The sequence below is a fragment of the Bartonella sp. AA97HXZ genome, from assembly GCF_042196985.1.
Lineage (GTDB): Bacteria > Pseudomonadota > Alphaproteobacteria > Rhizobiales > Rhizobiaceae > Bartonella.
Window position 1 is genome coordinate 296,773 of the sequence record NZ_JBHIRC010000002.1, and the last position, 25,999, is coordinate 322,771.

General features: G+C 38.8%; 17 protein-coding genes and 1 pseudogene. 13 read left to right on the forward strand and 5 right to left on the reverse strand.

Features of this window, described 5'->3' with window-relative positions:
* Positions 1-227 precede the first annotated feature (227 nt).
* The 4 genes from ACFINE_RS02585 (at position 228) to ACFINE_RS02600 (ending at position 5,660) form a co-directional block, all read left to right on the forward strand.
* A complete protein-coding gene (locus ACFINE_RS02585) occupies positions 228-1,412 on the forward strand; it encodes a hypothetical protein (RefSeq protein ID WP_375620938.1) in 1,185 nt (394 codons plus the stop codon).
* 11 nt (positions 1,413-1,423) lie between these two features.
* A complete protein-coding gene (locus ACFINE_RS02590) occupies positions 1,424-2,983 on the forward strand; it encodes a heme biosynthesis protein HemY (RefSeq protein WP_375620939.1) in 1,560 nt (519 codons plus the stop codon).
* 146 nt (positions 2,984-3,129) lie between these two features.
* A complete protein-coding gene (locus tag ACFINE_RS02595) occupies positions 3,130-3,876 on the forward strand; it encodes a glutamine amidotransferase (protein ID WP_375620940.1) in 747 nt (248 codons plus the stop codon).
* Between the two features lie 728 nt (positions 3,877-4,604).
* Complete coding sequence (locus ACFINE_RS02600) at positions 4,605-5,660, forward strand: DUF2125 domain-containing protein (protein WP_375620960.1); 1,056 nt, start codon at positions 4,605-4,607, stop codon at positions 5,658-5,660.
* A 1,313-nt stretch (positions 5,661-6,973) separates the two neighbouring features.
* Here ACFINE_RS02600 and ACFINE_RS02605 read toward each other — a convergent pair.
* Entirely contained in the window at positions 6,974-11,683 is a 4,710-nt protein-coding gene (locus ACFINE_RS02605) for an NAD-glutamate dehydrogenase (protein WP_375620941.1), read from the reverse strand.
* A 266-nt stretch (positions 11,684-11,949) separates the two neighbouring features.
* On the opposite strand from ACFINE_RS02605, the gene ACFINE_RS02610 reads away from it, so the two are divergent.
* The 4 genes and pseudogenes from ACFINE_RS02610 (at position 11,950) to rpsP (ending at position 15,149) form a co-directional block, all read left to right on the forward strand.
* Positions 11,950-12,606, forward strand: a complete 657-nt coding sequence (locus ACFINE_RS02610; RefSeq protein ID WP_375612226.1) for a carbonic anhydrase — start codon at positions 11,950-11,952, stop codon at positions 12,604-12,606.
* 230 nt (positions 12,607-12,836) lie between these two features.
* Complete coding sequence (gene ffh / locus ACFINE_RS02615; RefSeq protein ID WP_375612251.1) at positions 12,837-14,405, forward strand: signal recognition particle protein; 1,569 nt, start codon at positions 12,837-12,839, stop codon at positions 14,403-14,405.
* A gap of 24 nt (positions 14,406-14,429) precedes the next feature.
* Positions 14,430-14,758 (forward strand): annotated as a pseudogene (locus ACFINE_RS02620) (chorismate mutase).
* Between the two features lie 16 nt (positions 14,759-14,774).
* Positions 14,775-15,149, forward strand: coding sequence for a 30S ribosomal protein S16 (rpsP, locus tag ACFINE_RS02625; protein WP_375612227.1), 375 nt, complete (start codon positions 14,775-14,777; stop codon positions 15,147-15,149).
* Between the two features lie 135 nt (positions 15,150-15,284).
* On the opposite strand, the gene ACFINE_RS02630 is transcribed toward rpsP, so the two are convergent.
* Positions 15,285-15,500 carry a DUF1674 domain-containing protein gene (locus ACFINE_RS02630; protein ID WP_375620942.1) on the reverse strand — a complete coding sequence of 72 codons (216 nt, stop codon included), beginning with the start codon at positions 15,498-15,500 and terminating at the stop codon, positions 15,285-15,287.
* Between the two features lie 83 nt (positions 15,501-15,583).
* Between ACFINE_RS02630 and htpX the strand changes: the two genes are divergently transcribed.
* The 3 genes from htpX to ACFINE_RS02645 all read left to right on the forward strand — a co-directional run bounded on the left by htpX (position 15,584) and on the right by ACFINE_RS02645 (position 19,852).
* Positions 15,584-16,630 carry a zinc metalloprotease HtpX gene (htpX, locus tag ACFINE_RS02635; protein WP_375620943.1) on the forward strand — a complete coding sequence of 349 codons (1,047 nt, stop codon included), beginning with the start codon at positions 15,584-15,586 and terminating at the stop codon, positions 16,628-16,630.
* A gap of 47 nt (positions 16,631-16,677) precedes the next feature.
* On the forward strand, positions 16,678-18,042 hold the full coding sequence (locus ACFINE_RS02640) for an RsmB/NOP family class I SAM-dependent RNA methyltransferase (protein WP_375620944.1): 1,365 nt from the start codon (positions 16,678-16,680) through the stop codon (positions 18,040-18,042).
* Positions 18,043-18,106: 64 nt separating this feature from the next.
* Positions 18,107-19,852, forward strand: coding sequence for a heparinase II/III family protein (locus ACFINE_RS02645; RefSeq protein ID WP_375620945.1), 1,746 nt, complete (start codon positions 18,107-18,109; stop codon positions 19,850-19,852).
* Positions 19,853-20,771: 919 nt separating this feature from the next.
* On the opposite strand, the gene ACFINE_RS02650 is transcribed toward ACFINE_RS02645, so the two are convergent.
* From ACFINE_RS02650 to ACFINE_RS02660, 3 genes are all read right to left on the reverse strand, one after another.
* Complete coding sequence (locus tag ACFINE_RS02650; RefSeq protein ID WP_273790070.1) at positions 20,772-20,924, reverse strand: DUF1127 domain-containing protein; 153 nt, start codon at positions 20,922-20,924, stop codon at positions 20,772-20,774.
* Positions 20,925-21,269: 345 nt separating this feature from the next.
* Positions 21,270-22,889, reverse strand: coding sequence for a bifunctional phosphoribosylaminoimidazolecarboxamide formyltransferase/IMP cyclohydrolase (purH, locus tag ACFINE_RS02655; RefSeq protein WP_375620946.1), 1,620 nt, complete (start codon positions 22,887-22,889; stop codon positions 21,270-21,272).
* A gap of 703 nt (positions 22,890-23,592) precedes the next feature.
* Positions 23,593-24,375 (reverse strand): SURF1 family protein, encoded by a 783-nt coding sequence (locus tag ACFINE_RS02660; RefSeq protein WP_375620947.1) that lies wholly within the window; start codon positions 24,373-24,375, stop codon positions 23,593-23,595.
* A gap of 296 nt (positions 24,376-24,671) precedes the next feature.
* Between ACFINE_RS02660 and rpmB the strand changes: the two genes are divergently transcribed.
* Both rpmB and ACFINE_RS02670 read left to right on the forward strand, forming a co-directional pair.
* Positions 24,672-24,989, forward strand: coding sequence for a 50S ribosomal protein L28 (gene rpmB / locus ACFINE_RS02665; RefSeq protein ID WP_375612235.1), 318 nt, complete (start codon positions 24,672-24,674; stop codon positions 24,987-24,989).
* 146 nt (positions 24,990-25,135) lie between these two features.
* Positions 25,136-25,819, forward strand: a complete 684-nt coding sequence (locus tag ACFINE_RS02670; RefSeq protein ID WP_375620948.1) for a VUT family protein — start codon at positions 25,136-25,138, stop codon at positions 25,817-25,819.
* Positions 25,820-25,999: the final 180 nt, after the last annotated feature.

Sequence of the window (25,999 nt, forward strand, 5' to 3'; positions counted from 1 at the left end):
ATTGTTTTTTCTATGAAAAATATGTGTTTTGGCATTTTCTTTGAATTTTATGATATCGTTGATTAAAAAATAAAGCTGTATTTTCGAGTATAAAATGCAAATGTTTTTTAAAAACTTGTCTATTAAAGGCGATACTTGTAAATATTATTGAGAAAAGCTGCGTTTTTAAAACTTTTTTCATTTTATTATTTTATCATTAAAAAAAGTGTGCACGAAAAGTGACAGAGATGGTCGATTCTTCAAAACCAAAAGTTAAACCACATTATGCTGGTACGCGCCGTAAGAAACCAGTTATTGAACATGAAGCTGTTCCCCATGATTCAGAGGAAAAAATCCATAATTCTGTAGAATCTCAAGCGCGAGAAGAACAGAATATGCAAGGTCAGGATAAAAGTATCTCTAGTACAACTTGGCTTTTCTTATCCCTTTCTGGGATTTTGGGGGGATTCATTGCTTTGGGAATTTTTATGGGGCTTCAATGGGCTGGTTTTTTTCCTTCTCCTTTTGTGGAAAATTCTGCTAGAGGAGAAAAAGCTTTGCAGATTGCTGAAGCCGCAAAAAGTCAAGGTGAAGACACAAAGGAACAATTGAGGCGGGTCTTTCAAGAAATTGATACGTTAAAAACAGAGTTTTCTTCTTTTTCATCACAACAGTTTAAAACAACGAAAAATGATGAACTATCGAAAGAAGAAAGCAAAAAAGCTTTTGCGATTTTAGAGGAAAAAGTAAAAGCTCTTGAAGAAATTGTACAAACTTTTGTTAGAAAGTCGAAAGAGATAGAGACGGCTTTGTCTGTTGGGCAGAGCAATGCAAATGATCTTGCTGCGTTAAAACAACAGTTAGAAGCACTACAGGAAGAAACTGCTGTTAAAAATAGTGAGAAAAAAGAAATAGATACCGCGCTCTTTACTGCAATTAGTTCATTAAAAAATGCTGTAGAGCGTGGTGGATCTTATAATAATGAATTAAAGCTGTTGCGGCAATTATCGCCTTCGATTAATGGACTTGATGTGTTGCAAAAAACAGCTACTGTGGGTCTTCCAAGTTCAGCACAACTTTCAGTTGATTTTGCTCATGTTGCTGATGCAATTGTTGGTACGCAAAATCTTGTTGCGTCAGATGCTGGTTTTTTTGACCGAATTTTAGCGTGGATAAAAGGGCTCATTGTTTCGCGACCGATTGGAAATGTTGAAGGGACAACGCTGGGGGCTATTGCGGCACGCATGGAAGTTGCCATTCAAGCTGGTGATTACGAAAAGGCTTTGAGCGAATGGCAATCATTGCCCCAAAGTGCAAAAGATGTTTCAATGGATTTTGTTAAGCAGCTTGAAAGACATATTGCTATTCAACAGTTGTTGCAGCAATTGTTATTGTCTGTGCAACAAGGATCTTTTAAAGCAACAAAGATGTAAATAGGCCCAAGATGATACGTGTTTTTATTTATATTTTTGTTGTTTGTATCCTCGGTTTAGCTTTCACGTGGGTTGCTAATCACAATGGTATTTTTGTTCTCACATTTTTGCATTTCAGATTTTCTGCTTCATTTCTTACAGTGTTAAGTGTGCTTATTTTGTTTTTTGTAACGCTGGTGCTTTTATGGTGGTTATTGGCTTTCTTTTTTTCCATACCGAATGCTCTTTGCAATTATTTTTATAAACGCCATCAAAAGCGTGGTTACGAAGCTCTTTCAAAGGGGATTCTTGCAACTTTTGCTGGTGATAGTATGGTTGCGCAAAAAATGGAAGCACGGGTTACTAAATATCTTGCAGGAAAACAAGAGCCATTGGTAAAACTCTTACAAGCGCAAACCTTGTCTTTACAAAATGACTCTGTTCGCGCCATCGGTCTTTATGAAGAGATGAGAAAGGAAGATCCGACAAAACTGGTTGGACTTTATGGTTTGTTTCGTGAAGCGATGAAGAGTAAAGCTTATGAAGCAGCGCAACAATATGCCGAAGAGGCACTGACTTTATCGCCAGCACTTTTATGGGCGCATCAGGCGGTGCTTGATCGATTAAGTACTGAGGGTAAATGGGATAAGGCACTTACTGTTTTTGAAAGAACGCAAAAAGCTCTCCCGCGTTCTGTTCGCGCGACTCCAGAGCGGCAGCATATACAGGTTTTACTACTAAGTGGGCAGGCACTTTCTTTGTTTGATACACATCCTGTACAAGCACGTGAAGCTATTTTGAAAGCCCATAAATTGGCGCCTGATTTTGTTCCAATAATAGTTATTGCTGCTGATATTCTTTATAAATTAAACGAAACGCGTAAAGCGGATAAAATGATTATAGCGGCTTGGCAAAAGGAGCCTCATCCTGACTTGGGAGCGCTTTATCTTGAAAGAGAAGAAGGAGCCATTGGGCGATTGAAAAGGGCTAAGACACTTGCTTCTTATAATAAAGATGCATTTGAGTCGGCTTTCCTTATTGCTAAAGCAGCTTTGGATGCTGGTGAAACAGCATTAGCAAGAGAGAAGGCACAAAAAGCATTACAATGTCATCCACGGGAAAGTGTTTATTTATTGTTGGCAGATATTGAAGAGGCACAGGGAAACAATCAAGGTGCTGTGCGTCAATGGCTTTCTTTAGCACTTCGTGCTGAACGTGATCCAGTGTGGATGTGTGATGGGGCCATTTTTTCTTCTTGGTCAGCGGTTTCTCCAATCAGTGGACATTTGGGCTGTTTTGAATGGAAGGCGCCTCCTTGTATGCCTTCTCTCACATTAGAGGCGGACAATATTGTGTCGAAAAGGCAAGACAAAGAGTATGTTATGGGAAAAAGTGATGATGTTGGAGATAAGAAGCTTGAAAAATTAACACCTATAGATGATTCTCTTTTGCATAATGTGCAGGTGGAGAAACAAGATATAAAAGAAAAAGATGTAAAAATGTTCAGTCAAACTCACTTAAATGTTGATGATCCAGGGGTTAAAACAGAAGAAGAAACATCTTTATCGAGGAAAAAATTTCGTTTATTTTAAATTGCACCAATGTGATAATACGAATGTTTTCTCAGAAGAAACAATTGACCTAGAAGAAAAAATATCGTTAGTCTTGTCCAATAAAATTATTCTCTTATGCTTTAAAAATAAAGTTTTGCTTGGTAGCAGAGGTGATTGGTTAAAAAATGTTTTTAAATCAGAGATGTCTTGATAAAAAACAAAAAAATAACAAACCAAGGATTGCTGTCGTTATTCATCGGCGCTCTACCTATACTGGTCGGTTGGGAAAATTTTTACAACAAAATGGTTTTGTTCTTGATATTTATCGTCCTATTTTTGGACAAAAACTCCCTGATACATTAGAGCATTATGCCGGCGTTGTTATTTTAGGGGGACCGATGAGTGTGAATGACAGCGAAGCCTATATTGGTGAGGAAATTGATTGGATTTCGTTATCACTAAAGGAAAATAAGCCTTTTTTGGGTATTTGTCTTGGAGCACAAATGTTAGCGCGAAATCTAGGGGGGCGCGTTGGTACAAGAAGTGATGGGACTGTTGAAGTCGGCTGGTATCCACTAGAAGCAACCCCACAAGGGAAGGAATTGATGAATTGGCCAGAGATGGTCTACCATTTCCATGATGAAGGTATTTATGATTTACCGAAAGAGGCAATGCTTTTGGCAACAGGGAATACATATCCTACACAAGCTTTTCGTTATGGAAACAATGCATGGGGCTTGCAGTTTCATGCTGAATTTACACGCGCTATGATGCGGCGTTTGGTCGTGCGTTCGGCACATAAATTGACTGAAAAAGGTGCTCAACCTGCTTGTGCACATTTGAAAGGTCGTTTAATCTATGATCGAGCTTTGAGCCAATGGTTTGAAAGCGCATTACACCAGATTTTTTGTACACCGCTCGTACTTGTGTGATTGTTGACAACGAATTGATTTATATAGGTAATTCACGGTTTTGTATATTGAATGAGAACCCCGAATATAGTAAGGTTTTTTCATTCCAAACCTGTGTATGTTGACTCAATAAAAACCTCTTGTTTGCATGTCACAAGTAGGGCTGGCGTGTGGGCAAAAACTGTATAAGAAAAGACTAAAAATGCTTCTTATGAACTGTCTTAAGTGCCAAGGGCTGTCGCAACATTTGGGGGCTAGCCAAATATAATGATGGTGCTGGCTTTGGGGTCTCCATAAGCGTAAAGATGGGGGGCTCAATGGCTTTATCGTTAAGAAACACTATTCATTATCATTTTTGTTGTGCTGTAAAACAGTATGGTTTAAACTAGAGGTAGAAAATCTATGTAAAACTTTACACATGAGGTGTTTTTTGTTAAAGGGTGTAATGGGTTTTTTTTAAGAAAATCTTGTTTATTGAGCTTATGAGATACTGTACTTTAGAACGTGTATAGGGACTTCTTGAAGTGATCAGTAGATAAAATCCGGTCGATTAAGAAGTTGGATTGTGTATAAACTGAACGTGGTTGGGAATCTTTATCCTTTTTAGGGTGGGGAGGAAGTTAAGAGATAAAGAAAGTTTGAATATTGTCTAAATCCTTTCAAATACCATCATCACAAAAAAGTTTTTCTTTGAGTTATTTAATTTGTGGGCTCTTTTGTCTTGCTCTGATATTTATTTATAGCGCACTCTGGTTTTTTTTTCGCGTAAAATAGAAGACTATGTTTCTAATATATTCACAAAAGTATCTTCCCATAATATGGCGGCGGTATGTGAGAATGTGCACAAGGATGGTTATCCTTTACGTGTCGGTGTTGTTTGTGACAAGTTTCAATTTTCTTGGCCTTTACATGGGGTTTCTGTATCGACGGGGCGTTTGACAGCTGGTGCACCAATTTACGCACCTCATTTGGTTGAGTTTAATGTTCATTCTCCTGCATTAATTGTTTTTTCCGGAAAAACTCCCATAGTATCGCATTGGCGCAATTTGGTGATTGAAACAGAGCCTTATTGGAAAACGGGTAAAACATTGAAGTTTATAGCTGAAGGGCTTGAGATTTCATCTTTTTCCTCTTCCCCTGAAGATCAAAAGCTTCAAGAAGCATTAAGAGCACCAACGACAGATAAAAAAACGACACAAGAAAATATTGAAGATCCGGCATCTTTGCAAAATACGCATGACGTGATTATTCAGCCGTTAGAGCCACAAGATATGCTTCAAAAAATAACGGCAGAATTTTTGCGTTTTGATCTAAAACATGAAAAGAATAATTTATCGGGACATATAACTTTTGACGGTTTTGATGCTTCTCCCTTTTTAAAATCTTCTTTTGTTGATATTCCTAAAATTGATGGCAATTTGAAATGGATTTTAAATGACATGTCTTTTCTGTCTGAAGATGAAGAAAAAAATTGGCAACAACGACTGTATGGAAAAAGTGGACTTTTAAAGCAAGGTGAATTGACTTTTCATACAGGTGGTGCAGTGCGTATTAGTGGACCTTTTTCTTTTGATGATGAAGGATATTTGACAGCAAAATTTGAACTTGTCCTTATTCAGTCTATGAAGCTTCTTGACACTCTGCAGCGCTTATTTCCTGGGCAAGCCAATAATCTTCAAGCGTTATTTTTTATTTTGGGTGCTTTGCCTAAAAATGCGGATGGCGCTCCCGTTCTTTCCTTGCTCATTAACAATGGGTGGGTAAAATTAGGCTTTTTAAAACTTGGTCGTCTTGCTCCACTTTAGGTATTGTACCGAAGCCTTTTTTCATCTTTACTACCAAATTTCGACTTTTTCTGATTTTCACACTTTTTTGCAATTTTAGAGTGTTAAAAATTTATTTTAACAAAATGCGTATTTAATGGTAAAAAAATAGCTATAAAAATAAAAAATTACCACCTACTCCTAACCCGTCCAACCTCTTTTCACTTAGTACAAAATCTTATGTCAAACTACATATAGCAACAGTGTTTGTATGGAAAAGTGGTATTTTAAAGTATGCTGAATTGCCTTTTTATACAGGTGGTGTGGTTCTTTTTAGGAACCTTTGTCTTTATATATGGAATGAGCATATTGCATATATCTGTTTGGGTGTAACCTCTTAAAACAAGTAAATAGCCTAGTTGTAGGAAGATATGAAGTTGTAAAGGGGAAAATCAACATCCATCTTTACTGTCATTTTTTATTCGATTTTACGCATTTCAAAAGCAATTACAGTTATATCTTTTAAATAAACGGATTAAGCTTATCCTTTTATTTCTGATATTTTTTAATGAAGCTATATGTCTTCCACGTAAAACAGAATATATTTGTATTGCATATTTACGCATTTGTTAAAAAAATATTTCTCAGTGCTTCCTATTTCACGATGTCGCCTGTGAATGGTATAAGGATAAAGCCATTAAGCACCATCATCTTTTCGGTTACGGAGTAACAAGCTAGGGGAAAACATCATCATATTATATTTGCTTATATTTGCTAATTCTCAATCTTACTGCAGCTTTTGACACTTGAGGCGGTTTATGAGGGGCATTTTTAGTCCTTTCTTTACTGTTTTTATCTATTCGGCTTTCCCATTTGCAATATGCAAGGGGAAATGGGGTTAATTAATTGAATATAAATAGATTTTAAATGAGACAAATTTAGAATATCGGATTATCATAAAAATGATAAAATTATGATTGTAAATCAATATATTATATTTTTATGATGAAGGATATTTAACAGTAAAATTTGAATTTATTTTTTATTTTGAGTGCTCTATCTAAAAATGCGGGATAGGGTTTCCGTTCTTCCCTTGTTGATTAGTCATGGATGGATAGAACGGAGCAAAAGCTTAGCTGTTTTGTACTGCTTTTAAGTCTGAAAGTTTATATTTTTAGGGTGAGAAATCAATCCTGTTGTTTTTTTGAAATTGTTGCAAACAATTCTATTGTGATAAATAGCGAGATTTTTATTTTTGGTGTTATGTCTAAAATGCAAACTTCTGTTCTGTCTTAGTTGGTTTGTTATGGTGGTGGGATAGAACGGGAGATTGAGAGGGTCGTTTTGTATTTTCTTTAGGTTTGAAAGCCAATATTTTGAAGTTGAGAAATCAATCCTGCTGCAAAAGTAAAACGAGAAATATTGAGATCATTTTCAATAAGGGCGCTAATGCGGTTTGTAATGTTGTGAATATGATCTTCTTCTGTTTTTTTCCAAGTGTCAAAAGGATCTTTTTTCTTTCCATAATTTTTGAGGATTTTCATAACGATTTGCCGAAAGCTTTCAGAAACATTTTCTTTGGCTTGGCTTAAAGCCATACTATCATAATAATCTACTACAGGAATTATACGACTTGCTTCGTTAATGCGGTTTATACGAATGATTTGCGCAAGTGAAAAGTAGATCTCTGCGGTTTTAATAAGATCACTGTTGCTTTGTTTTGCAATCAAAGAAATATCACAGATTGTTGAAGCAGCTTCCAAGAGAGCTAATTGTTTCGCTAATGCTTTTGGTGCTCCCTCTTCGCTGTAGTGTAATGCTTTTTCTTCAATCTTTTGCTTAATATCGTTGCCGTGAGAATGCATAAGCTCTTTTTCAATAACGCTACGGGCTTGTTTTATTGTTTTTACAATTTCTTCTAATGGACGTGAGAGATCTATGTTGTGCAAACCCCAATTGGTTGTTTCAAAGAGCATTGGGGTCATTGTTGCGTAGAATTTATTTTGGACAAGACCGAGTATTTTATTATCAAGCTTATCAATTTGCTCAGACAATTGAGGAATTTCGAAACCATCGCGGATGGCAATGAAAACGCGAATAATATTTTCAGTCTTTTGTTCTGTTGCATCATGTAGTCTATTAACAAAAGTGGGGCCTCCACGATTTACAATATCGTTGGCAATCAGCGTTGCGATAATATTACGACGCAATTGATGGTTAATAACTTCCTTCTTAAAATTTTCTTGAATTTGGGTTGGAAAATAGTTCAGCAAGGTTGTATTGAAATAGTGATCATCAACAATGGGGCTATTAGCAATTTCTTCTTTTAAGGTCAATTTAGCATAGGCAAAAATAACGGCGAGTTCTGGACGGAGAAGACCTTTGCCTTGGGTTGTTCTTTGTCGTAAAATTTGCTCATCAGGGAGTATTTCAACTCTGCGATCTAGAAGCTTTTTTTGTTCCAAGTCGTGCATAAAGCGTATTTGATAGGGCAAATCAGCAGTGCTCTGGTTTTCCGCCAAAGAAAGCGCAAGAGGTTGTAGATAATTGTTGCGCAAGACGAGTTGCTCGACTTGAGGCGTCATTTTTTTCAAGAGCTTATTGCGTTCTTCGCGAGTTAACGTTTTGGCACGTAGTGCTGATGCAAGAACAATTTTGAGATTGACCTCAATATCAGAACAATTCACACCAGCAGAATTGTCAATGGCATCCGTATTGCATCGACCACCATTTAAGACATATTCAATCCGTCCACGTTGTGTAACACCAAGATTAGCTCCTTCACCAATAATTTTTGCACGCACTTGTTCTCCGGTAATGCGTATTGCATCATTTGCGCGATCACCTACTTGGGCATCATTTTCTGTTGCAGCACGGATATAAGTACCAATGCCACCGAACCATAAAAGATCAACAGGGGCTTTGAGAAGAGCAGAGATAATTTCAAAGGGTGTTCCTGTTTGTTTTTCGAAACCAATGGCTTGTGCTGCTTCAGGTGAGAGGGTAATGGTTTTTTCTTTTCGTGAGAAGATACCACCGCCCTTTGATAATTTGGTTTTATCATAATCTTGCCAGCTTGAGCGAGGTAGTCTGAAGAGACGCGTACGCTCTGCATAGCTTTCGTCTATGTTCGGATCTGGATCAATAAAGATATCGCGGTGATCAAAAGCGGCAATCAATTTTGTTTGTTTGGAAAGCAGCATTCCATTGCCAAAGACATCACCAGACATATCGCCAACACCGACACAGGTGAAGGGCGTTGTTTGAATATCGTGATTAAATGACTCTCTAAAATGTCTTTTGACGGCTTCCCATGCACCTTTAGCTGTAATACCAATGTCTTTGTGGTCGTAACCTGCTGAACCTCCAGAGGCAAAAGCATCATCAAGCCAAAAGTGGTTTGCTTGGCTGATGGCGTTGGCTGTATCAGAAAAAGTTGCTGTTCCTTTGTCCGCTGCAACAACAAAATAGGGATCAGGGTCATCATGACAGATGACATTGTGGGGAGAACTTATTTTGCCGTTAATCAGATTGTCTGTAATGGAGAGCAAAGCTGTTATAAAGTCTGTATAAGCTTGTCGTGCTGCTTCTATGATGACAGCACGGTCATTTGTTTGGGGAAGCCGATGGGGATAGAATCCACCTTTTGCACCTGCAGGAACGATAACCGCATTTTTAACTTGTTGGGCTTTGACTAAGCTAAGCACTTCGGTGCGGTAATCTAATGCACGGTCAGACCAACGAATGCCGCCACGAGCGATAGGTCCAAAACGCAAATGGACCCCTTCAACTTCTGGTCCATAAACAAAAATTTCTCGGTAAGGGCGCGGTTCAGGCAAACCTTCAATCTGGCGTGGATTTAATTTGGTGGCTAAAATACGCCGTGGACTTCCATCAGGAAGAGTCGTAAAGGCATTCGTTCGTAAACTCGCCTCGATAAGGTTACAATAACGGCGTAAAATGAGATCATCGTCTAAACCAGAGACTTTCCGTAATTTTTCTTCAATGCGCTTTTGAATAACTTGTTGGTTTTTTTTCCGTTCTTTTTCTGTATGGCTTTGATGAAATTTTAAATGAAATAAAGCATAAAGATCTTGGGTAATGTCAGGATAAGCATTTAAAGTTTGGGCAACGCGATCTTGCGAATAAGGAATTCCAGCTTGTTGGAGATAGCGCCCATAATGGCGCAAAATAACAATTTCATGCCAATCAAGCTCAGCTGTTTGGGTGAGAGCATTAAAGCCGTCATTATCAGCATTTTGTGCCCAAATGGCTTCAAAGGTTTCGGCGTGTTTTTGACCGTCTTTTTCAAAATCGATACAGCGTTGGAAAGTACTTTCTAGCTGCATATCATGAAGATACACAGAGCGCCCATTGCCATCTGGTAATTCAAGGGTTTGTTCAGCAATAACGCGAAACCCCATATTTTCAAGGAGTGGTACACGTTTGGAAAGGGCAAGTGCTTCATGGCGGTGAAAAAGCCGAAGAGAAATGCACTGTTTTTCTTTGTTTTGTGCGTGATAAAAGATCACGAAAAGGGGCTTTTCATCATGAAGACTTAGAATATGTCCGGCATCGTTAATAGCGTCTTCAGCTGAAAATAAATCACGATAGCTGTTGGGGAATTCACTGGCTAGACGTGTTTGTTGCTCTGTTATTTTCTTGTTAAGAGCGATGGCTTGAACCCTGTCTTCCCAACTTCGTGCAATCGAACGTACATGTTGTTCAAGTGTGGAGCGCTCGTGAAGGGGAACAGTTTCGTTTCCTTTGCGATGGATGATATAATAGACACGTATAAGGGTGCTTTCCAAAAATAGCGGATAAGATTCAAAAAAGTCACCTTTATAAAGCTCTACAAAATGTTCGCCAACTTTTTCACGCAGGCTGCTGCTATATTGGTCACGCGGTACGTAGACAAGGATAGAAACAAAGCGTCCAAAAGAATCAGTGTGGGCAAGAACCCGTAAACGTGGGCGCTCATCTAATTGTAGAATAAGCTTAGTGTTTTCTGTCAATGTATCAACATCAGAGCGAAACATTTCATCTCTTGGATAGGTTTCTAAAGCACTGATGAGTGCTTTTCCTGAATAATCGGCGTGATTGTGTCCAAGACGTTGAATAATAGTTCGGGCTTTTTCTTTTAAGAAAGGAATTTTCAAAATAGAACGTGTATAAGCTGAGGAGGTAAAAAGCCCTACAATGCGTAATTCTCCACAGAGTTGGTTTTCTTTATCAAAGATTTTAAGACCAATATAATCGAGCCAAACAAAACGGTGAATTTTGGAGCGGCTGTTCGCTTTTGTCACGATAAACAGATTATCGCTTTCCATGAAGGATAAAACTTCTTGAGGAGGTTCTTTCATACTTTTATCGTCAACAATATGAATAGAAGCATCCGTGAGTATACCAAGTTCAATATTACTTGCCGTAAAGGATTTTAGGGGTTTTTGGTCTTTAATGAAGTTGTAAGTGCGCATACCAAGGAAAATGAAATTATCGTCCATTAGCCAGTGAAGAAACTCAATGGCCTTTTCGCCTTCTTGTTTGTAGTGCGGGGGAAGACTTATTTGGTAGGCATGAATATGCTTTTCAACTTCTTCAAGCATAGGTTTCCAGTCTTGTACAGCAGCATTAACCTGTTCAAGAACTAAGGTGAGTTCATTTTCAAGTTTTTGTATTTGCTGTTTGTTTAATGACTCGATGTGAATTTGCATCAGACTGATGCGTTTTCCAGAAGCACAATCAATAATGGGGTGTGCAATCAAATAGATATGGTTTTTGTGTTGATTAAAAACATTTAAAATAGAATCCAGAAGGAAGGGTTTGTTATCATTGACAAGCGTGATAACGGTTATAGGTCTGTTACTGCGGGTTAAATTTTGCTCAAAGAAGATGGTATTTTTTCCCGTCTGATGGAGATTAAAAGCTTTTACCGCGATGGCTGTGGCTTTTTGAAGTTCTTCATTTTCATAATAAGCAATATCTTCTTTATCGGTTTGGGCAAAAAGGATTTGTTCTATTTTATCTTGGGTGTTTTTTGTCTCTGTTTTTTTTTGTTGCAACACATTCACTCTCCCTTTTTGCTCTTAAGGGGTCTTTATTAAAAGCAGACCATTATATTTTTTATATACTGTAACACCTTCTTTCTAAAGAAAATAGCTCTTTATTTGGAAAGAATGAGTTTGTTTTTGCTATTTTTTAGTAATATTTTGTACTTTAAAGAAATATTTTGCTTCAAGGAAAGGGCACTTTTAGTATTTTTGTATGTTAATAGTTTGTTTTTTAAAATATATAAAATGAAAGTAAAAAAAGAAGCAAAAGTAAAGAGAGAATGGCGCATTTACCAGAAAGACTTTTAAGTGGTTACCAAAACTTTATAAACAATCATTTTTTATATAAAATAGCAGATTATCAGCAATTGGCGATTGAGGGGCAGAAACCTGAAGTTTTGGTCATTGCTTGTTGTGATTCGCGTGCAGTACCAGAAATGATTTTTGATGCTAAGCCAGGGGAAATTTTCACCCTGCGCAACGTGGCGAATGTGGTTCCTCCTTTTTCTCCTGATGACCAATATCACGCAACATCAGCAGCTCTTGAATATGCTGTGCAATTGCTTGAGGTGAGACATATTGTCGTTTTTGGTCATGCCCATTGTGGAGGCATTCGTACTGCTCTTAATGAGACATATAAATCTTTATTATCAAATGATTTTATCGGTCAATGGATAAGTCTCTTAGCACCAGCAGCAGAAATCGTTTTGAATAATAAGTCGCTGTCTTGGCCAGAAAAACAGACGGCATTAGAGCAGCTTTCTATTCGCCATTCGTTGAGAAATTTAGAGACGTTTCCGTGGATAAAGCTTCGCAAAGATCAAGGTTTTTTGACATTGCATGGTGTTTGGTTTGATATCTCTAGCGGGAAATTATGGAGCATGGAACAGGAAACAGGTTGTTTTATGCGTGTTGAAGTTGAAAGTTTTGAAGTATAGTATTTGTTGTTTTTATTTCTTCGTATAAAAAGATATTTTATGATAAAACTTGACAAAGCTGGGGTTTTATTGTTTGAAGGAGCAAGCTTTCAGTGACAAAATTAACTTGGAGCCACCGACTGAGACCCCAGTTTAAGGGTATAAAGAGATCTCAGAGGTCAACATCCGACGGCGCGATGCGTTCTCGGATGCTATTTTGGTTTGTTTGTTATGCAACAATGAGGTAAATGATGTTTGAATCCTTGCAAGAGCGACTTGGTTCTATCCTGTCTCATTTGACGGGACGTGGCGCTTTATCGGATCAGGATGTTGTAGAGGCGCTGCGTGAAATTCGTCGCGCTTTATTGGAAGCTGATGTTGCTCTTGATGTTGTGCGCTCTTTTACCGATAGAGTTCGGGAAAAAGCTGTTGGGGCCGAAATCGTTAAATCAATTAAACCAGGCCAAATGGTGGTTAAAATTGTTCATGATGAATTGGTTCATATTCTTGGAAGTGAAAGCGTTCTGAGTGATTTAAATGCACCAGCTCCAGTTGTTATCATGATGACTGGTTTGCAAGGTTCGGGAAAAACAACCACAACAGCAAAGCTTGCAAAACGTTTTACTGATAAGCACAATAAAAAAGTTCTCATGGCGTCATTAGATACACGCCGTCCTGCTGCACAGGAGCAATTGCGCCAATTGGGAGAACAGGCAAAACTTGCAAGCTTGCCTATTATTGCGGGTCAGCTGCCCGTTGATATTGCATCACGTGCCGTACAGGCTGCTAAATTGGGTGGTTATGACGTGCTTCTTCTTGACACAGCAGGACGTAATCATATTGATGAAGCTTTGATGCTCGAATTGGCTGAAATTAAAGCATGTTCCCTTCCTCATGAGATTATGTTGGTGGCTGATAGTTTGACGGGGCAAGATGCCGTTCATCTTGCTCGTTCTTTTGATGAGCGTGTAGGGATTACGGGGATTATTTTAACACGGATGGATAGTGATGGGCGTGGTGGCGCTGCTCTTTCTATGCGTGCTGTTACAGGTAAACCAATTAAAGCAATTGGAACTGGTGAAAAAATAGATGCTTTAGAAGAATTTCATCCCAGTCGTATTGCTGATCGTATTCTCGGAATGGGGGATATTGTTTCTTTGGTTGAAAAAGCTGCTGAAACAATGGATCACGAGAAAGCTGCTGCTTTTGCAAAAAAAATGCAAGCCGGAAAATTTGATCTGAATGATCTTGCAGAACAGTTGCAGAAAATGAAAAAACTGGGTGGAATGGGCGGTATTATGGGCATGTTGCCAGGAATGGGGAAGGTCAAAGAGCAGATTGCGGCTGCGGGGTTTGATGATCGTTTGTTTGATCGTCAATTGGCCATTATTTCATCTATGACACCCAAAGAGCGGGCGAATCCAGAGCTTTTAAAACATAGCCGCAAACAACGAATTGCTAAGGGGTCTGGTACGACAGCGGCTGATATTAATAAACTTTTGAAAATGTATCGCCAAATGGCTGATATGATGAAAGCCATGGGTGGTAAAGGAAAAAGTGGTTTTATGGGAAAAATGTTGGGAGGCCTTGGTTCCAAAATGGGTTTTGGTGGTATGGGAAACTTGGGAGGGGATTCTCCAGCTATACCGGATTTGTCGGGATTGGATCCAAAGCAATTCTCAATGCTTCAAAAGCAAATTGAAAATGGTAATGGAGGGAAGCTCTTGCCCGGACTTCCTAAGCGTGGACCTACATTTCCTGGTCTTTCCAATGGCATTGTCGATGGGGGAAATTTTCCTCAGCATCCTAAGAAAAAATAAGATGTAAAGAGGGAAAGGGATATAATGCAGGAAACAGTATTAAACGAATTAGCACATTTACGAGCATCCATTGATAATTTTGATGCAACCTTGATTCATATCTTAGCAGAGCGGTTTCGTTGTACGAAAGCTGTTGGGCGCTTAAAAGCCCGTTATGATTTGCCTAAAGTAGATCCTCTGCGTGAGCAATATCAGGTAGCGCGTTTGCGGCAATTGGCTATAGATAGTCATCTTGATCCTGATTTTGCTGAAAGATTTTTAAAATTTATTATTAAAGAAGTTGTGAGTCATCATGAAGTTATTGCTGAAGAGCAAAAAACAAAAAAGTCAATTTAAACGAAAGCCAGAGCTGACAATAGGAGATAAAATATGGCATTGAAAATTCGTTTGTCCCGTGGAGGTTCAAAAAAACGTCCTTACTATCATATCGTCGTTGCAGATGTTCGTAGTCCGCGCGATGGGCGGTTTCTTGAACGTGTTGGTGCATGGGATCCAATGTTGCCTAAAGATGGACCGAGGGTGAAACTTAATGAAGAACGTATCCAATATTGGCTTGGGCAAGGGGCTCAACCAACAGATCGCGTTTTACGGTTTTTAGATGCAGCTGGCTTGAAAAAGCGTCCAACTCGTAATAATCCACATAAAGGTGAACCGGGTAAAAAAGCACAAGAACGTATAGCAGCAGCAAAGCAAGCGGCAGAAGAAGCAGCAGCAGCGGCTGAAGCAGAATCTGCTACAGCATAAGAAGCATGATTGTTTAATCAACGTGTTTTTAAAAGCTTTAGAAAAATAAATATTATCCGTTTTTGTCTATCAAAAACGGATTTTCTTTAAAAAGCTGCTTGTTTAAATCCGCGCTGTTTTTTTTAATCAATGGTTTTAAAAATCAATGGCGCGGCCTTTAATTTCCCAGTCTCCATAGCGGGAAGGGTCTTTGCCGCCGCGTCCGCCGTTTTCTAAAGGTTGTTCTTTTTTTGTTGCGCGTTTTCGTCTTTCTTCAGCTTCTTTAAGGGCGCGTTGTGCTGCGGGAGAAAGAGATTGCTGTTTAATGACAGTTGTATTTTTTTTGCTTGTTTTCTCATCTTTTTTATTCATTTTACACCTATTCCATTGAAGAAGTAGAAAGAAAACACCATCATATAGTATTGATTGACTTTTATCATGGAGTTTTTTGAGTAATGAATATAATGCGTACAGCTATGCTTTTGGCTTTTTTAACTGCTCTCTTTATGGGAGTTGGTTATCTTGTTGGAGGGGGTGGTGGCATGGTCATTGCTCTTTTAATGGCAAGTGGTTTAAACTTTTTTTCTTATTGGAATTCAGATAAAATCGTTTTACGCATGTACGGGGCGCGTGAAGTTGATCAGCATTCAGCACCAGTTTATTATAAGATTGTAAGCGATTTAGCTAAAAAAGCTTCTCTTCCTCAACCAAAAATTTATGTTATTGAGAATGCACAGCCAAATGCTTTTGCAACGGGACGTAATCCGCAAAATGCAGCTGTTGCTGCAAGTACTGGGTTGTTAGAGCGGTTAAGCGCTGAGGAAATTGCCGGCGTTATGGCGCATGAGCTCGCACATATTGAGCATCGCGATACGTTAACAATGACTCTAACCGCAACGATTGCAGGGGCAATTTCAATGCTTGGTAATTTTGCTTTCTTTATGGGAGGACAGCGTAATTCTTCAGAAGATTCTCATGGCGCTGGGGCAATTGGAGGATTTATTGCATTGCTCGTGGCGCCTTTTGCAGCGATGCTGGTGCAAATGGCGATTAGCCGTACACGGGAATATGCTGCGGATCGTAGAGGGGCTGAAATATGTGGTAATCCTTTATGGTTGGCTTCGGCATTGCATAAGATTGCTGATGGGGGACGTGGGGTATATAATGAAGAAGCAGAGCATAATCCAGCAACCGCGCATCTGTTTATTATTAATCCTTTGAGCGGTGAGGGAGCGGATAGTCTTTTTTCGACACATCCAGCAACTGCAAATCGTATCGCTGCTCTTTATCGGCAAGCAGAAGAGATGAAAGGGGCTCTTGCCAAAAGTGTGGGATGGAATAAAGAGGACGCTATACATGAAAAAAGCAGCGGGATGAACTATGGAGATTTTCATAGTGGTCAGGCTCATGTATTAGGTGAACAAGAAAACAGTTCTTTTCAGCGTGTTACAAAACGTCCTTCTTGGCTTCGTTATGAAAATTCAAAAAGATCTCGTTCATAGAGTTATTGAGGGAGATTTTGAGAAAACTGTGATATAAAGGTGGTGTTTTGAAACACAAAAAAGCGGGGCATGTGTCTGAAAAAAATGTTCCAGGATTAGCTGTTCGACAGGTTTGTGTGCGTCTTTTGGGGGCGGTAGTTGATAAGTACACGCCTCTGTCTGGTTTGACGGATAATGAACACGGACATCCACAATATTTGAAGCTTTCACAACGAGATCGTTTGTTGTGTCGGGCTATTTTAACAGCTTCATTGCGTCATCGAGGGCAGATTATGGCGGCTCTCTCACGCTTTTTGGCGCGTCCTTTGCCTTCACAAGCACTTTCACTTCAGCATCTTTTGCATATCAGTGTTGCACAAATTCTTTATCTTGATATTCCCGATCATGCGGCTATTGATTTAGCTGTGCGTGTGGCGAAACTTGATCCTCGAATGCGCCGTTTTTCAGGGATGGTGAATGCTCTTTTGCGCAATGTTGCACGTGAGGCAGAGCTTTTATGCCAACAAGTTCCTACCATTGAAGGTGTGCCAGCGTGGTTTGGACAGCTTTTAATATCAGCTTATGGAACAGAAAAGGCATATCAGATTATCGCAATTCAAAGTGTGGAACCTCCTTTCGATTTGACAGTGAAATCTGATAGTGGTGGATGGGCTGAAAGGCTTGGCGGTGTGGTATTGCCCAATGGTTCTGTTCGATTGAAGCGTCTGGAGTGCTCTGTTTCTGATTTACCAGGCTATCGTGAAGGGTCTTGGTGGGTTCAAGATTTTGCAGCAGCTTTGCCTGCTTGTTTACTTGGGAGTATTGAGGGTAAACGCGTTGCTGATCTTTGTGCGAGCCCTGGAGGAAAAACAGCACAATTGGCTTTGCAAGGGGCAGAAGTGACAGCAATTGAGCTTTCTGCTAACCGTATAAAGCGTTTAAAAGAAAATATGGAACGGCTTCATTTTTTAGTTCACATTTGGCAGGGCGATGTGAGAAATTTCTATCCCACACAGCTTTTTGATGCGGTTCTTCTTGATGCTCCTTGTTCTTCTACAGGAACAATCCGTCGTCATCCAGATATTTTATGGACGAAATCGAGGGAAGATATCGTCAAGTTAGCGGCGTTGCAATATGATTTGCTTGTCGCAGCAATTTCTTTGGTAAAGGAGGGGGGACGGATTGTTTTTTCCAATTGTTCATTGGCAAGAGAAGAAGGTGAAGATCTTATTGAGAAAATTTTATCGACACGCAATGACATTGTTTTAGACCCTATTTATCCAGAGGAAATGGGAGCACTGGAACATTTGCTTTGTGGGGGGATGTTACGGACAACGCCTGCGGATTTTTGTCATAAAAATTTTGATGCTGAGAAAACCGTATTTTTAGGAATGGATGGTTTTTTTGCTGCGCGCTTACGAAAAATTGCTTAATTAACGCTTCATTTACAAAAATGGTCGAAATTGTATTTGATTCAGCATAAATGGAGATGAAATTTTGGCGGTTGCGGTAAAAGCTCCTCAGGTAAAAGTGGCAGCCTGTATCGATACGATACAGAATGTTATGCGGCGTTTATGGGTTGGACCATTGTTTCGTTGGCGATTTTCAGGGTTTCGTCCTCATAAAATTTTAGCGCATCCCATGGATTTGCATGTAGCTGATCCGATGATGGCGCATGAATTTTATCATGGTCGTTTTGCTTTTGCTGGTCACATTGTTCATTCTGGTGCTGTTTCGCCGTTTTCATTGGTTCCACCAACGCTAGAATGGGAAGCGGCTCTACATGATTTTCATTGGTTGCGCCATATGGAGGCAGCAGGAAGTGATTTAGCTTCTGCACATGCACGCTCTCTTTTAGAAGACTGGTTTGACCATGCTGGCAAGAAGGTAAAAGGGCTTGCTTGGAGTAGTCCTGTTGTGGCGCGGCGCTTGATTTCATGGATTTGTCATTCGAAAATGTTGTTAGAAGGGGCAAGTGAGCGGTTTGAAAAACGCTTTTTGCGTGCACTTGGTTTGCAATTTCGTTATTTGCGCGTAACAATTTGTAGTATGGAGCACAATGATCAACGTTTACAAGCAGCAGTAGCTTTGACATTCGCATCTCTTGCTTTGCCTGTTTCTGCGGCAGTGAAAAAAAAGGTACAAACCACACTTATAGAGGAGCTTTCCCGTCAAATCTTAGTTGATGGTGGGCATATTTCCCGTAGTCCTGTTATTTTGCTGAATTTGTTATCGGATTTATTGTCGTTACGGCATCTTTTTATGCGTAGCAATGAAACAGCACCCCGTATTTTGATTGATTCTGTTGAGCGTATGTTGCCAGCTTTACGATTCTTTATCCATGAGGATCAAACGTTGGCCCATTTTAATGGGGTTGGTCCCCTTGTATCGGAACGATTATCATCACTTTTGGAGCTTGATGAAACAGGAGGACATCCTTTTAGTTATGCCCGTTATTCAGGATTTCAGCGCTTAAAAGCCAATCAAACAACAGTGCTTGCAGATACAGGAAAGTTTCCACCCCGCTCTGTAGCACAGCAGGCTTGTTCGGGGTGTTTGTCTTTTGAAATGTCTTCACAAGGGCACCGTTTTATTATCAATGCCGGTGTTAATCCTGATGGGCGGGAAGAGTATCGACATTTAGGGCGTGTTACTGCAGCACATTCAACAGCTACGCTTAATGATTGTTCAGTGGGTGCTTTTTATCATAAAAACAAAAATGGCGCGCCATTTTTGTTTGATGGACCAACAGACGTTCAAGTGTGCCGTATAGAGGATTCAGAGAAGACGGGTTTTATTGCGAGTCATAATGGTTATATGCGACCCTTTAATCTTATTCATGAGCGTGGTCTTATTTTGGCGACAAATGGAGATACGATTGAAGGTTTTGATCGCTTTTTTATGCCAAATAAAGGGGGAAAGAGACACAAGAGTGTGCAAAATGAACAAAATCATGTTGCTGTTCGGTTTCATCTTCATCCACAAGTTGAAGTTAACTATGATGGCAAACGTGTGTGTTTAGCCGTAAAGAACGAGAACGTGAAGAGTGAACAAATATGGTATTTTATATCGCCTGACGCAGATATTTGTCTTGAAGATTCGATTGATTTTGCAGAATTAACAGGTCCACAACGGACACAACAGATTGTTTTATATTTTCGTCCTGCATTTCAGGAAAAAGTTCGTTGGCGTTTTATCCGTAAAGCGTTTGATAAAAAATTAGAACATTGTTCCAACCCATAGTATATTGCGTTTTATTTTGCGTGTCGCAAAACATTATTGTTTATTGTGGTAATATTCTCAAAATTTGAAGATCATATCAATTTTATACACGAAGCATTTTTTGGGAGTATGGGTTGGATGTTTTTAGGCAAGGTTTGCTCATAGAATCTCATGAGGTGATGCTAAAGGAATTGGCTTCAGAAAAAAAGGTTTTTGAAAGACCATTGTTGACAGATGAGTACTAGTTAAGGATTTTGATCCTTTAAAGATATAGAGAGAAAATTAAGTCGTTCTTATCTTCGATAAATTTTTAAGTGTGCTGTTGGGATCAATATTTCTCTCTGAGAGAGTTGCATTAATAGGATTACGTTCTTCACGAAAAACAGAGCGCTATTGTATTGTATATTCACGAACTTATTTTAAAGAAAAATTCCTTAACGCTTCCAAGCTATTTTGCGACGATGCCCGTGATGGGTATAACGGTAAATCCATTAAGCCCCCCATCTTTATGCTTATGAAGGAGCAGTTCGGCACTATCACACTATTGATCAGTGCCAATGTTTGTAACAGTTCTTGGCACTAGAGATGGTTCATAAGAGGCATTTTTAGCTTTTTCTTAATAGCTTTTATCCATACAGCTCCCCCGCTTGTAACGTGCAGGCGAATGGTTTTGGTTGATTCAACATACATAGATTTGAAATGGAAGAATCTTACGGTGTTCGGGGTTCTAATTTAATATGAATAACGCTAAATTATCATTATAAATCAAATGTTGTACATTACAGAAGCACTGAAAATTTGAGAAACAATACATTACAATGGTCGAGAAAAACAACTCTTCTGCTCTTTGTTATTATACTAAAAATGAAGTTATAATAACAAACCACAAAATGCATGCTTTTTCATAGCAAAGCATTCTCTCAAATATTTCAAACAACTTTCATAAAGATTTACGCGAATAACGTCGTGCAATTGAATCAATATCACCTCGACAAATTCCAAGATCGCTGAGTTCATATGTTGAAAGACGACTTAACGCATTAACGGTTCGACGATAACGGCGCCAATTACTATAAAAACGTAGAATATTCATATCCCCTACTCAAACTTTTCATTACACTCTTTAGTTTAAGAATAGAGTATATTACTAAAAAGAGTTGTGTTATAATATCATAGCAGGTATGCATCTAATACAAGATAATGTCCCTTTAACATTTTTCTCATGCGAAAGGGTAACCATTAAAAACATCAACAAGAACATCTTATCCCTAACCAATGGCTAAATTATGTGCATTTTCTGCGGTGATAAACTTTTTCACGTGTAGCTTCTTTGGATTGAATAACTGCTTCCATTTCAACATTTATCAATAGTCATACGATAATTATGAAAAATTCCTTGAAACATTTGTCTCATACGAAAAGAAAAGCAGCAAAATTATTAATGGCGGAAGTGACGTGTTCCTGTAAAAACCATCGCTAACCCCTGTGCATCAGCAGCGGCGATAACTTCTTCATCACGCATGGAGCCTCCTGGTTGAATAACTGCTGTTGCCCCTGCTTCAGCTGCTGCTAATAAACCATCTGCAAAAGGAAAAAATGCATCTGATGCAACAACAGATCCTTTTGTGAGAGTTTCTGTTAAGCCTGCTCTTTGCGCACTTTCTGCTGCTTTACTTGCAGCAATTTTGGCTGAATCGATGCGGCTCATTTGTCCAGCTCCAATTCCAACTGTTGCACTATTTTTCGCGTACACAATAGCATTTGATTTAACGTGCTTTGCTACACGAAAAGCAAATTGAAGATCACGCATTTCATCTTGAGTTGGGGCCCGCTTTGTCACTACTTGCAATTTAAGATCATCGACTACCACGTTATCACGTGATTGCACTAAAATGCCTCCTGCAAGTGTTTTCGCAAGAAGTCCTCCACAGCGTGGATCAGGAACTCCACCTGTAATGAGCAAACGAAGATTTTTTTTCTTGGCAATAATTTCACGTGCCGCCATTGTGGCATCAGGAGCAATAATCACTTCTGTAAAAATTTTAACAATCTCTTCAGCACATTCCTCATCAAGGGTTTGATTTAAAGCAACAATTCCACCAAATGCCGATACATTATCACACATAAGAGCTTTCAAATAAGCTTCTTTCAAATTTTCTCCTTCCGCAACACCACAAGGATTGGCATGTTTAATAAGAGCGACAGCAGCGGTTTTTTGCGGATCAAATTCTGCCACAAGTTCAAAGGCTGCATCTGTATCATTCAGATTGTTATAAGAAAGCGCTTTGCCTTGTAAAAGTTTTGCTGTTGCAATACCAAAACGTTTTTCATTATTGCGATAAAATGCTGCCTGTTGATGTGGATTTTCTCCATAGCGCATAACACTTTCAAGATGACCAGAAAAACTCTGCCACGATGGAGTTTCAATTTCTAAATCCCTTGCAAACCACGATGCTATTGCCGTATCATAAGCAGCGGTGTGTGCATAAGCGCGCATTGCTAGCTGATGACGCATAGATAAGCTTAAACATCCATTATGCTGCTTTAATTCAGCTAGAATCGAATCATAATCTTTTATCGCTGTTACAACACCGGTATAAGCATAATTTTTTGCCGCGGCGCGAATCATCGCCGGTCCACCGATATCAATATTTTCAAGAATCGTTTGTCCATCAGCTCCAGAAAGGATCGTCTCTTCAAAAGGGTAAAGATTCACCACCAAAAGATCAATTCCATAAATGCTGTTCTTTTCCATAGCTTCCCTATGGCTAGGATCTTCTCTTACCCCCAACAAAGCACCATGAATCAAAGGATGGAGTGTTTTTACACGCCCATCCATTATCTCAGGAAATCCAGTAACTTCAGCAACATCTTTTACGGGTAAACCAGTCGCTATGAGGGTTTTTGCTGTTCCTCCTGTTGAAATTAATTCAACATTGTAAGTAGCGTTAAGAGCTTGTGCAAAAGCAACCACACCCGTTTTATCAGACACAGAAAAGAGAACACGACGAACCCGATGAAGATCAGGTATGGGAAAATTTTTGGCAACAACACCCATAACAGCAGCCTTAAAAATGAAAGAGTTAAAATTCTAGTAAAACAAGCTTATACATTTATAGCATAAGCCTTTAGCAAAATACACTGAAAGGATAAACTGTCTTTTTAGAATATAGGATGATTCACCTTTTTCTATTATCCTGTAAAAACCTCTCATTTGAGGTGTGGTGATAGGTATAAAAGTCTCATTGAGACATTAAATGTTTTTTGTTGCTTATAACTCAATATCTCATCTTCATAGCAGTTTTGAAACAAAAAATGCATCCGTATGTTCTCTGCTATATTAGCCTTTATACTAGATGAAGGCGAAAGTATTGCGTATATGAATTGGAGTAATCTCTGAAATGGGAACCAATCTAATGAAGCAAGGATATAAAATTATAAAGGCAAAAATGAGTGCTCATCTTTCCTATTATTTTTAAATTTGACTTTATGTTTTTCAAAAGCGTTTATGACAATTCTTTTTAAGAGTGAAGATAATGCATTTCTTCACATTTTAGGGCATTACATCTTTTTTAATGAATCAACCCTATTTTATGATGTTTTTTTAAGAGTGTCGCGTAAATCTTTTGTGGATGGTATAAAGTTCATTGTATGCCTATGATCTTTAATTTAACAAAGGCGCAAGTTGGTAGATTTTATTCTCTTTATCAGTTTTCAAGATTCTAAAAATTTTTGTTACTTGAGATGGAAGAGGTATTTTTTTAGTTTTTTTGCCGTAGCAGAAAAAGAAAACCTCCTAACACACCAGCAGCTAAAATAAACCACGTGATTGCATAAACGAGATGATTATTTCGAAAATGGATAATCGTAAGACCAACGACGGGAAGTTTTGCTTGTGGAGATGTTTTTCTGGCATCAATGAAATAAGGGGCAACAGTGGACAAACCAAGTTTTTGTGCCATGGCGGGGAGATCGCGCGTATACCATAAATTTTTGTCAGGATTATTTTTACGCGGGAAAAATCCATTTTTTTCACTCATGCGTAATAAACCTATAATCGTTGTTTGTTCTGTGTCTGTGGTAGAATTTTGCTGAGATAAGGCATTTGTATGCGATTGCTCTGTGTTTTGAAAATTGTTACGTTCATCCATGGGGATAAAGCCACGGTTGATAAAGATCAGTGTATTATCAGCAGTTTGTAAGGGAGTCAAAACCCAATAGCCTGTAGTATTTTGAGCGGCAGCAGTGACTAAAATATTTTTATCTGTTAAAAATTTTCCTGTGATAATAACAGGTTGATATTCATATTTTTCAAAAGTAACATCTGACCATTGATTTTTTGGAGGGGCTTTTATGGGGGGCAAATGAATGCGCTGATTGGTACTGGTGATAAGATTTGTTTTCCAGTTTAACCGTTGTACTTGCCATATACCTAATGCACTGAAGAGAAGAAAAAAACAAATACATAAAGTTCCAAATAAAAAAGAAGAAAAACGGCAAGAATTTCCCTGAAGCTTTGTCATGGGGGGGTCTTTTTTGCTCATGATTTGTGCTTCCTTTCGGGACAATAGGCTTTTATTCTAACATGGTATATATTAAAAGAAACATTTTGTACGCTTTTTGGCAGAATTTGCACGCCTTATTGAGGAAAAAGATGAAAAATGAGCCAACAAGAGATGAAAAAGGTTTTATAAAAGACTTGACCTTTTGTTGTCGACCCCCTATTAGAAAGAAACTTCCCAATGATGCCCGTTCAAGGTTGCATTGCGCGTGTTTTGCGTTCATTGTGTCCTTTGGGTATGGGGATTTGAAAGTTTCTTAGAGTTTAAGGGTGAAGTTTATGTCTCGTGCATGTGAATTGACAGGGAAGACGGTTCTGTATGGTAATAATGTTAGCCATGCGAATAATAAGACTCGGCGTCGTTTTTTACCAAATCTTTGCAATGTGACATTGATTTCAGAGGTGTTACAGCAAAGTTATCGCTTGCGTATTTCAGCAAATGCATTGCGTTCTGTTGAGCACCGCGGTGGTCTTGATGGTTTTTTGATTAAAGCAGACGATAAAGAGTTGTCGCAACGTGCGCGTTTGCTAAAACGCCAAATCATTAAGAAAAAAGCTGAGCAAGAAGGTGAGCAAAAGGCTGAACAGGCAGCATAATTGTTAGCGCCATCCTTTTTGGTTTATCAACGCCGCCATTCTTTTTGGTTTATTAACGCTTTGATTTCGGTTTTCTTTTCTAGAAGTTAAGTTTTTTGCAGGTTGATCGTTTCATTTTATTGGTTCCATATCCCAGGTTAAAAAAAATGTCTTCAAGCGGTCTTTTATTAGAACAGCAAAAGAAAAGGTATGTTGTTTTTTCTATTTTTGCAATGTGCCTTGCTGTCACGGCTTCTAATATTTTAGTTCAATATCCTGTCTATTGGTTTGATTTGAATGCGCTGTTGACTTATGGGGCTTTTACCTATCCATTTGCTTTTCTAATCAATGATTTGACCAATCGTTTTTATGGTCCATTTGCTGCGCGGCGTGTGGTTTATGCTGGTTTTTTTACGGGTGTCTTTGTTTCTTGGATATTGGCGACACCACGGCTTGCACTTGCTTCTAGTTTTGCATTTTTATTTGGGCAACTCCTTGATATTGTGGTTTTTACTCCTTTGCGACGTAAAACATGGTGGAAAGCACCTTTAGCAGCAGCGTTGGTTGGTTCAGCTTTGGATACAGTGCTGTTTTTTGCTCTTGCTTTTTCTAGCTCGTTTGCTGTTTTTGATAAGATAACAGGGTATGCAGATAGTTCACTGGTGGAGAGTACTGTTTTGGGAGGGATAGGCATGCCAGTTTGGCTATCGCTTACTTTTGGTGATTTTTCGGTAAAAATTATTATGAGCCTGTTTATGTTGATTCCTTATGGAACAATTCTTAATATTGTAAAGCTTCCTCTTTATCAAAGTCCTTCAAAGGATGATTCTTCTTTTGTTTGTAACAAATAATGGTCTTTGTTCTTTTGTTTTGCTAAATGAAGAGGGGAGGGGAGTTATGTCCTATAAGGGCAGAATTTAAGCGGATTTATAAGAGGTATTTTGATTCTTTTCTCAAGTTGTATTTATCCATACATCATCTATGCTTACGATGTGTAAGGAAATGGTTTTGACTGATTCAGTATGGGATAA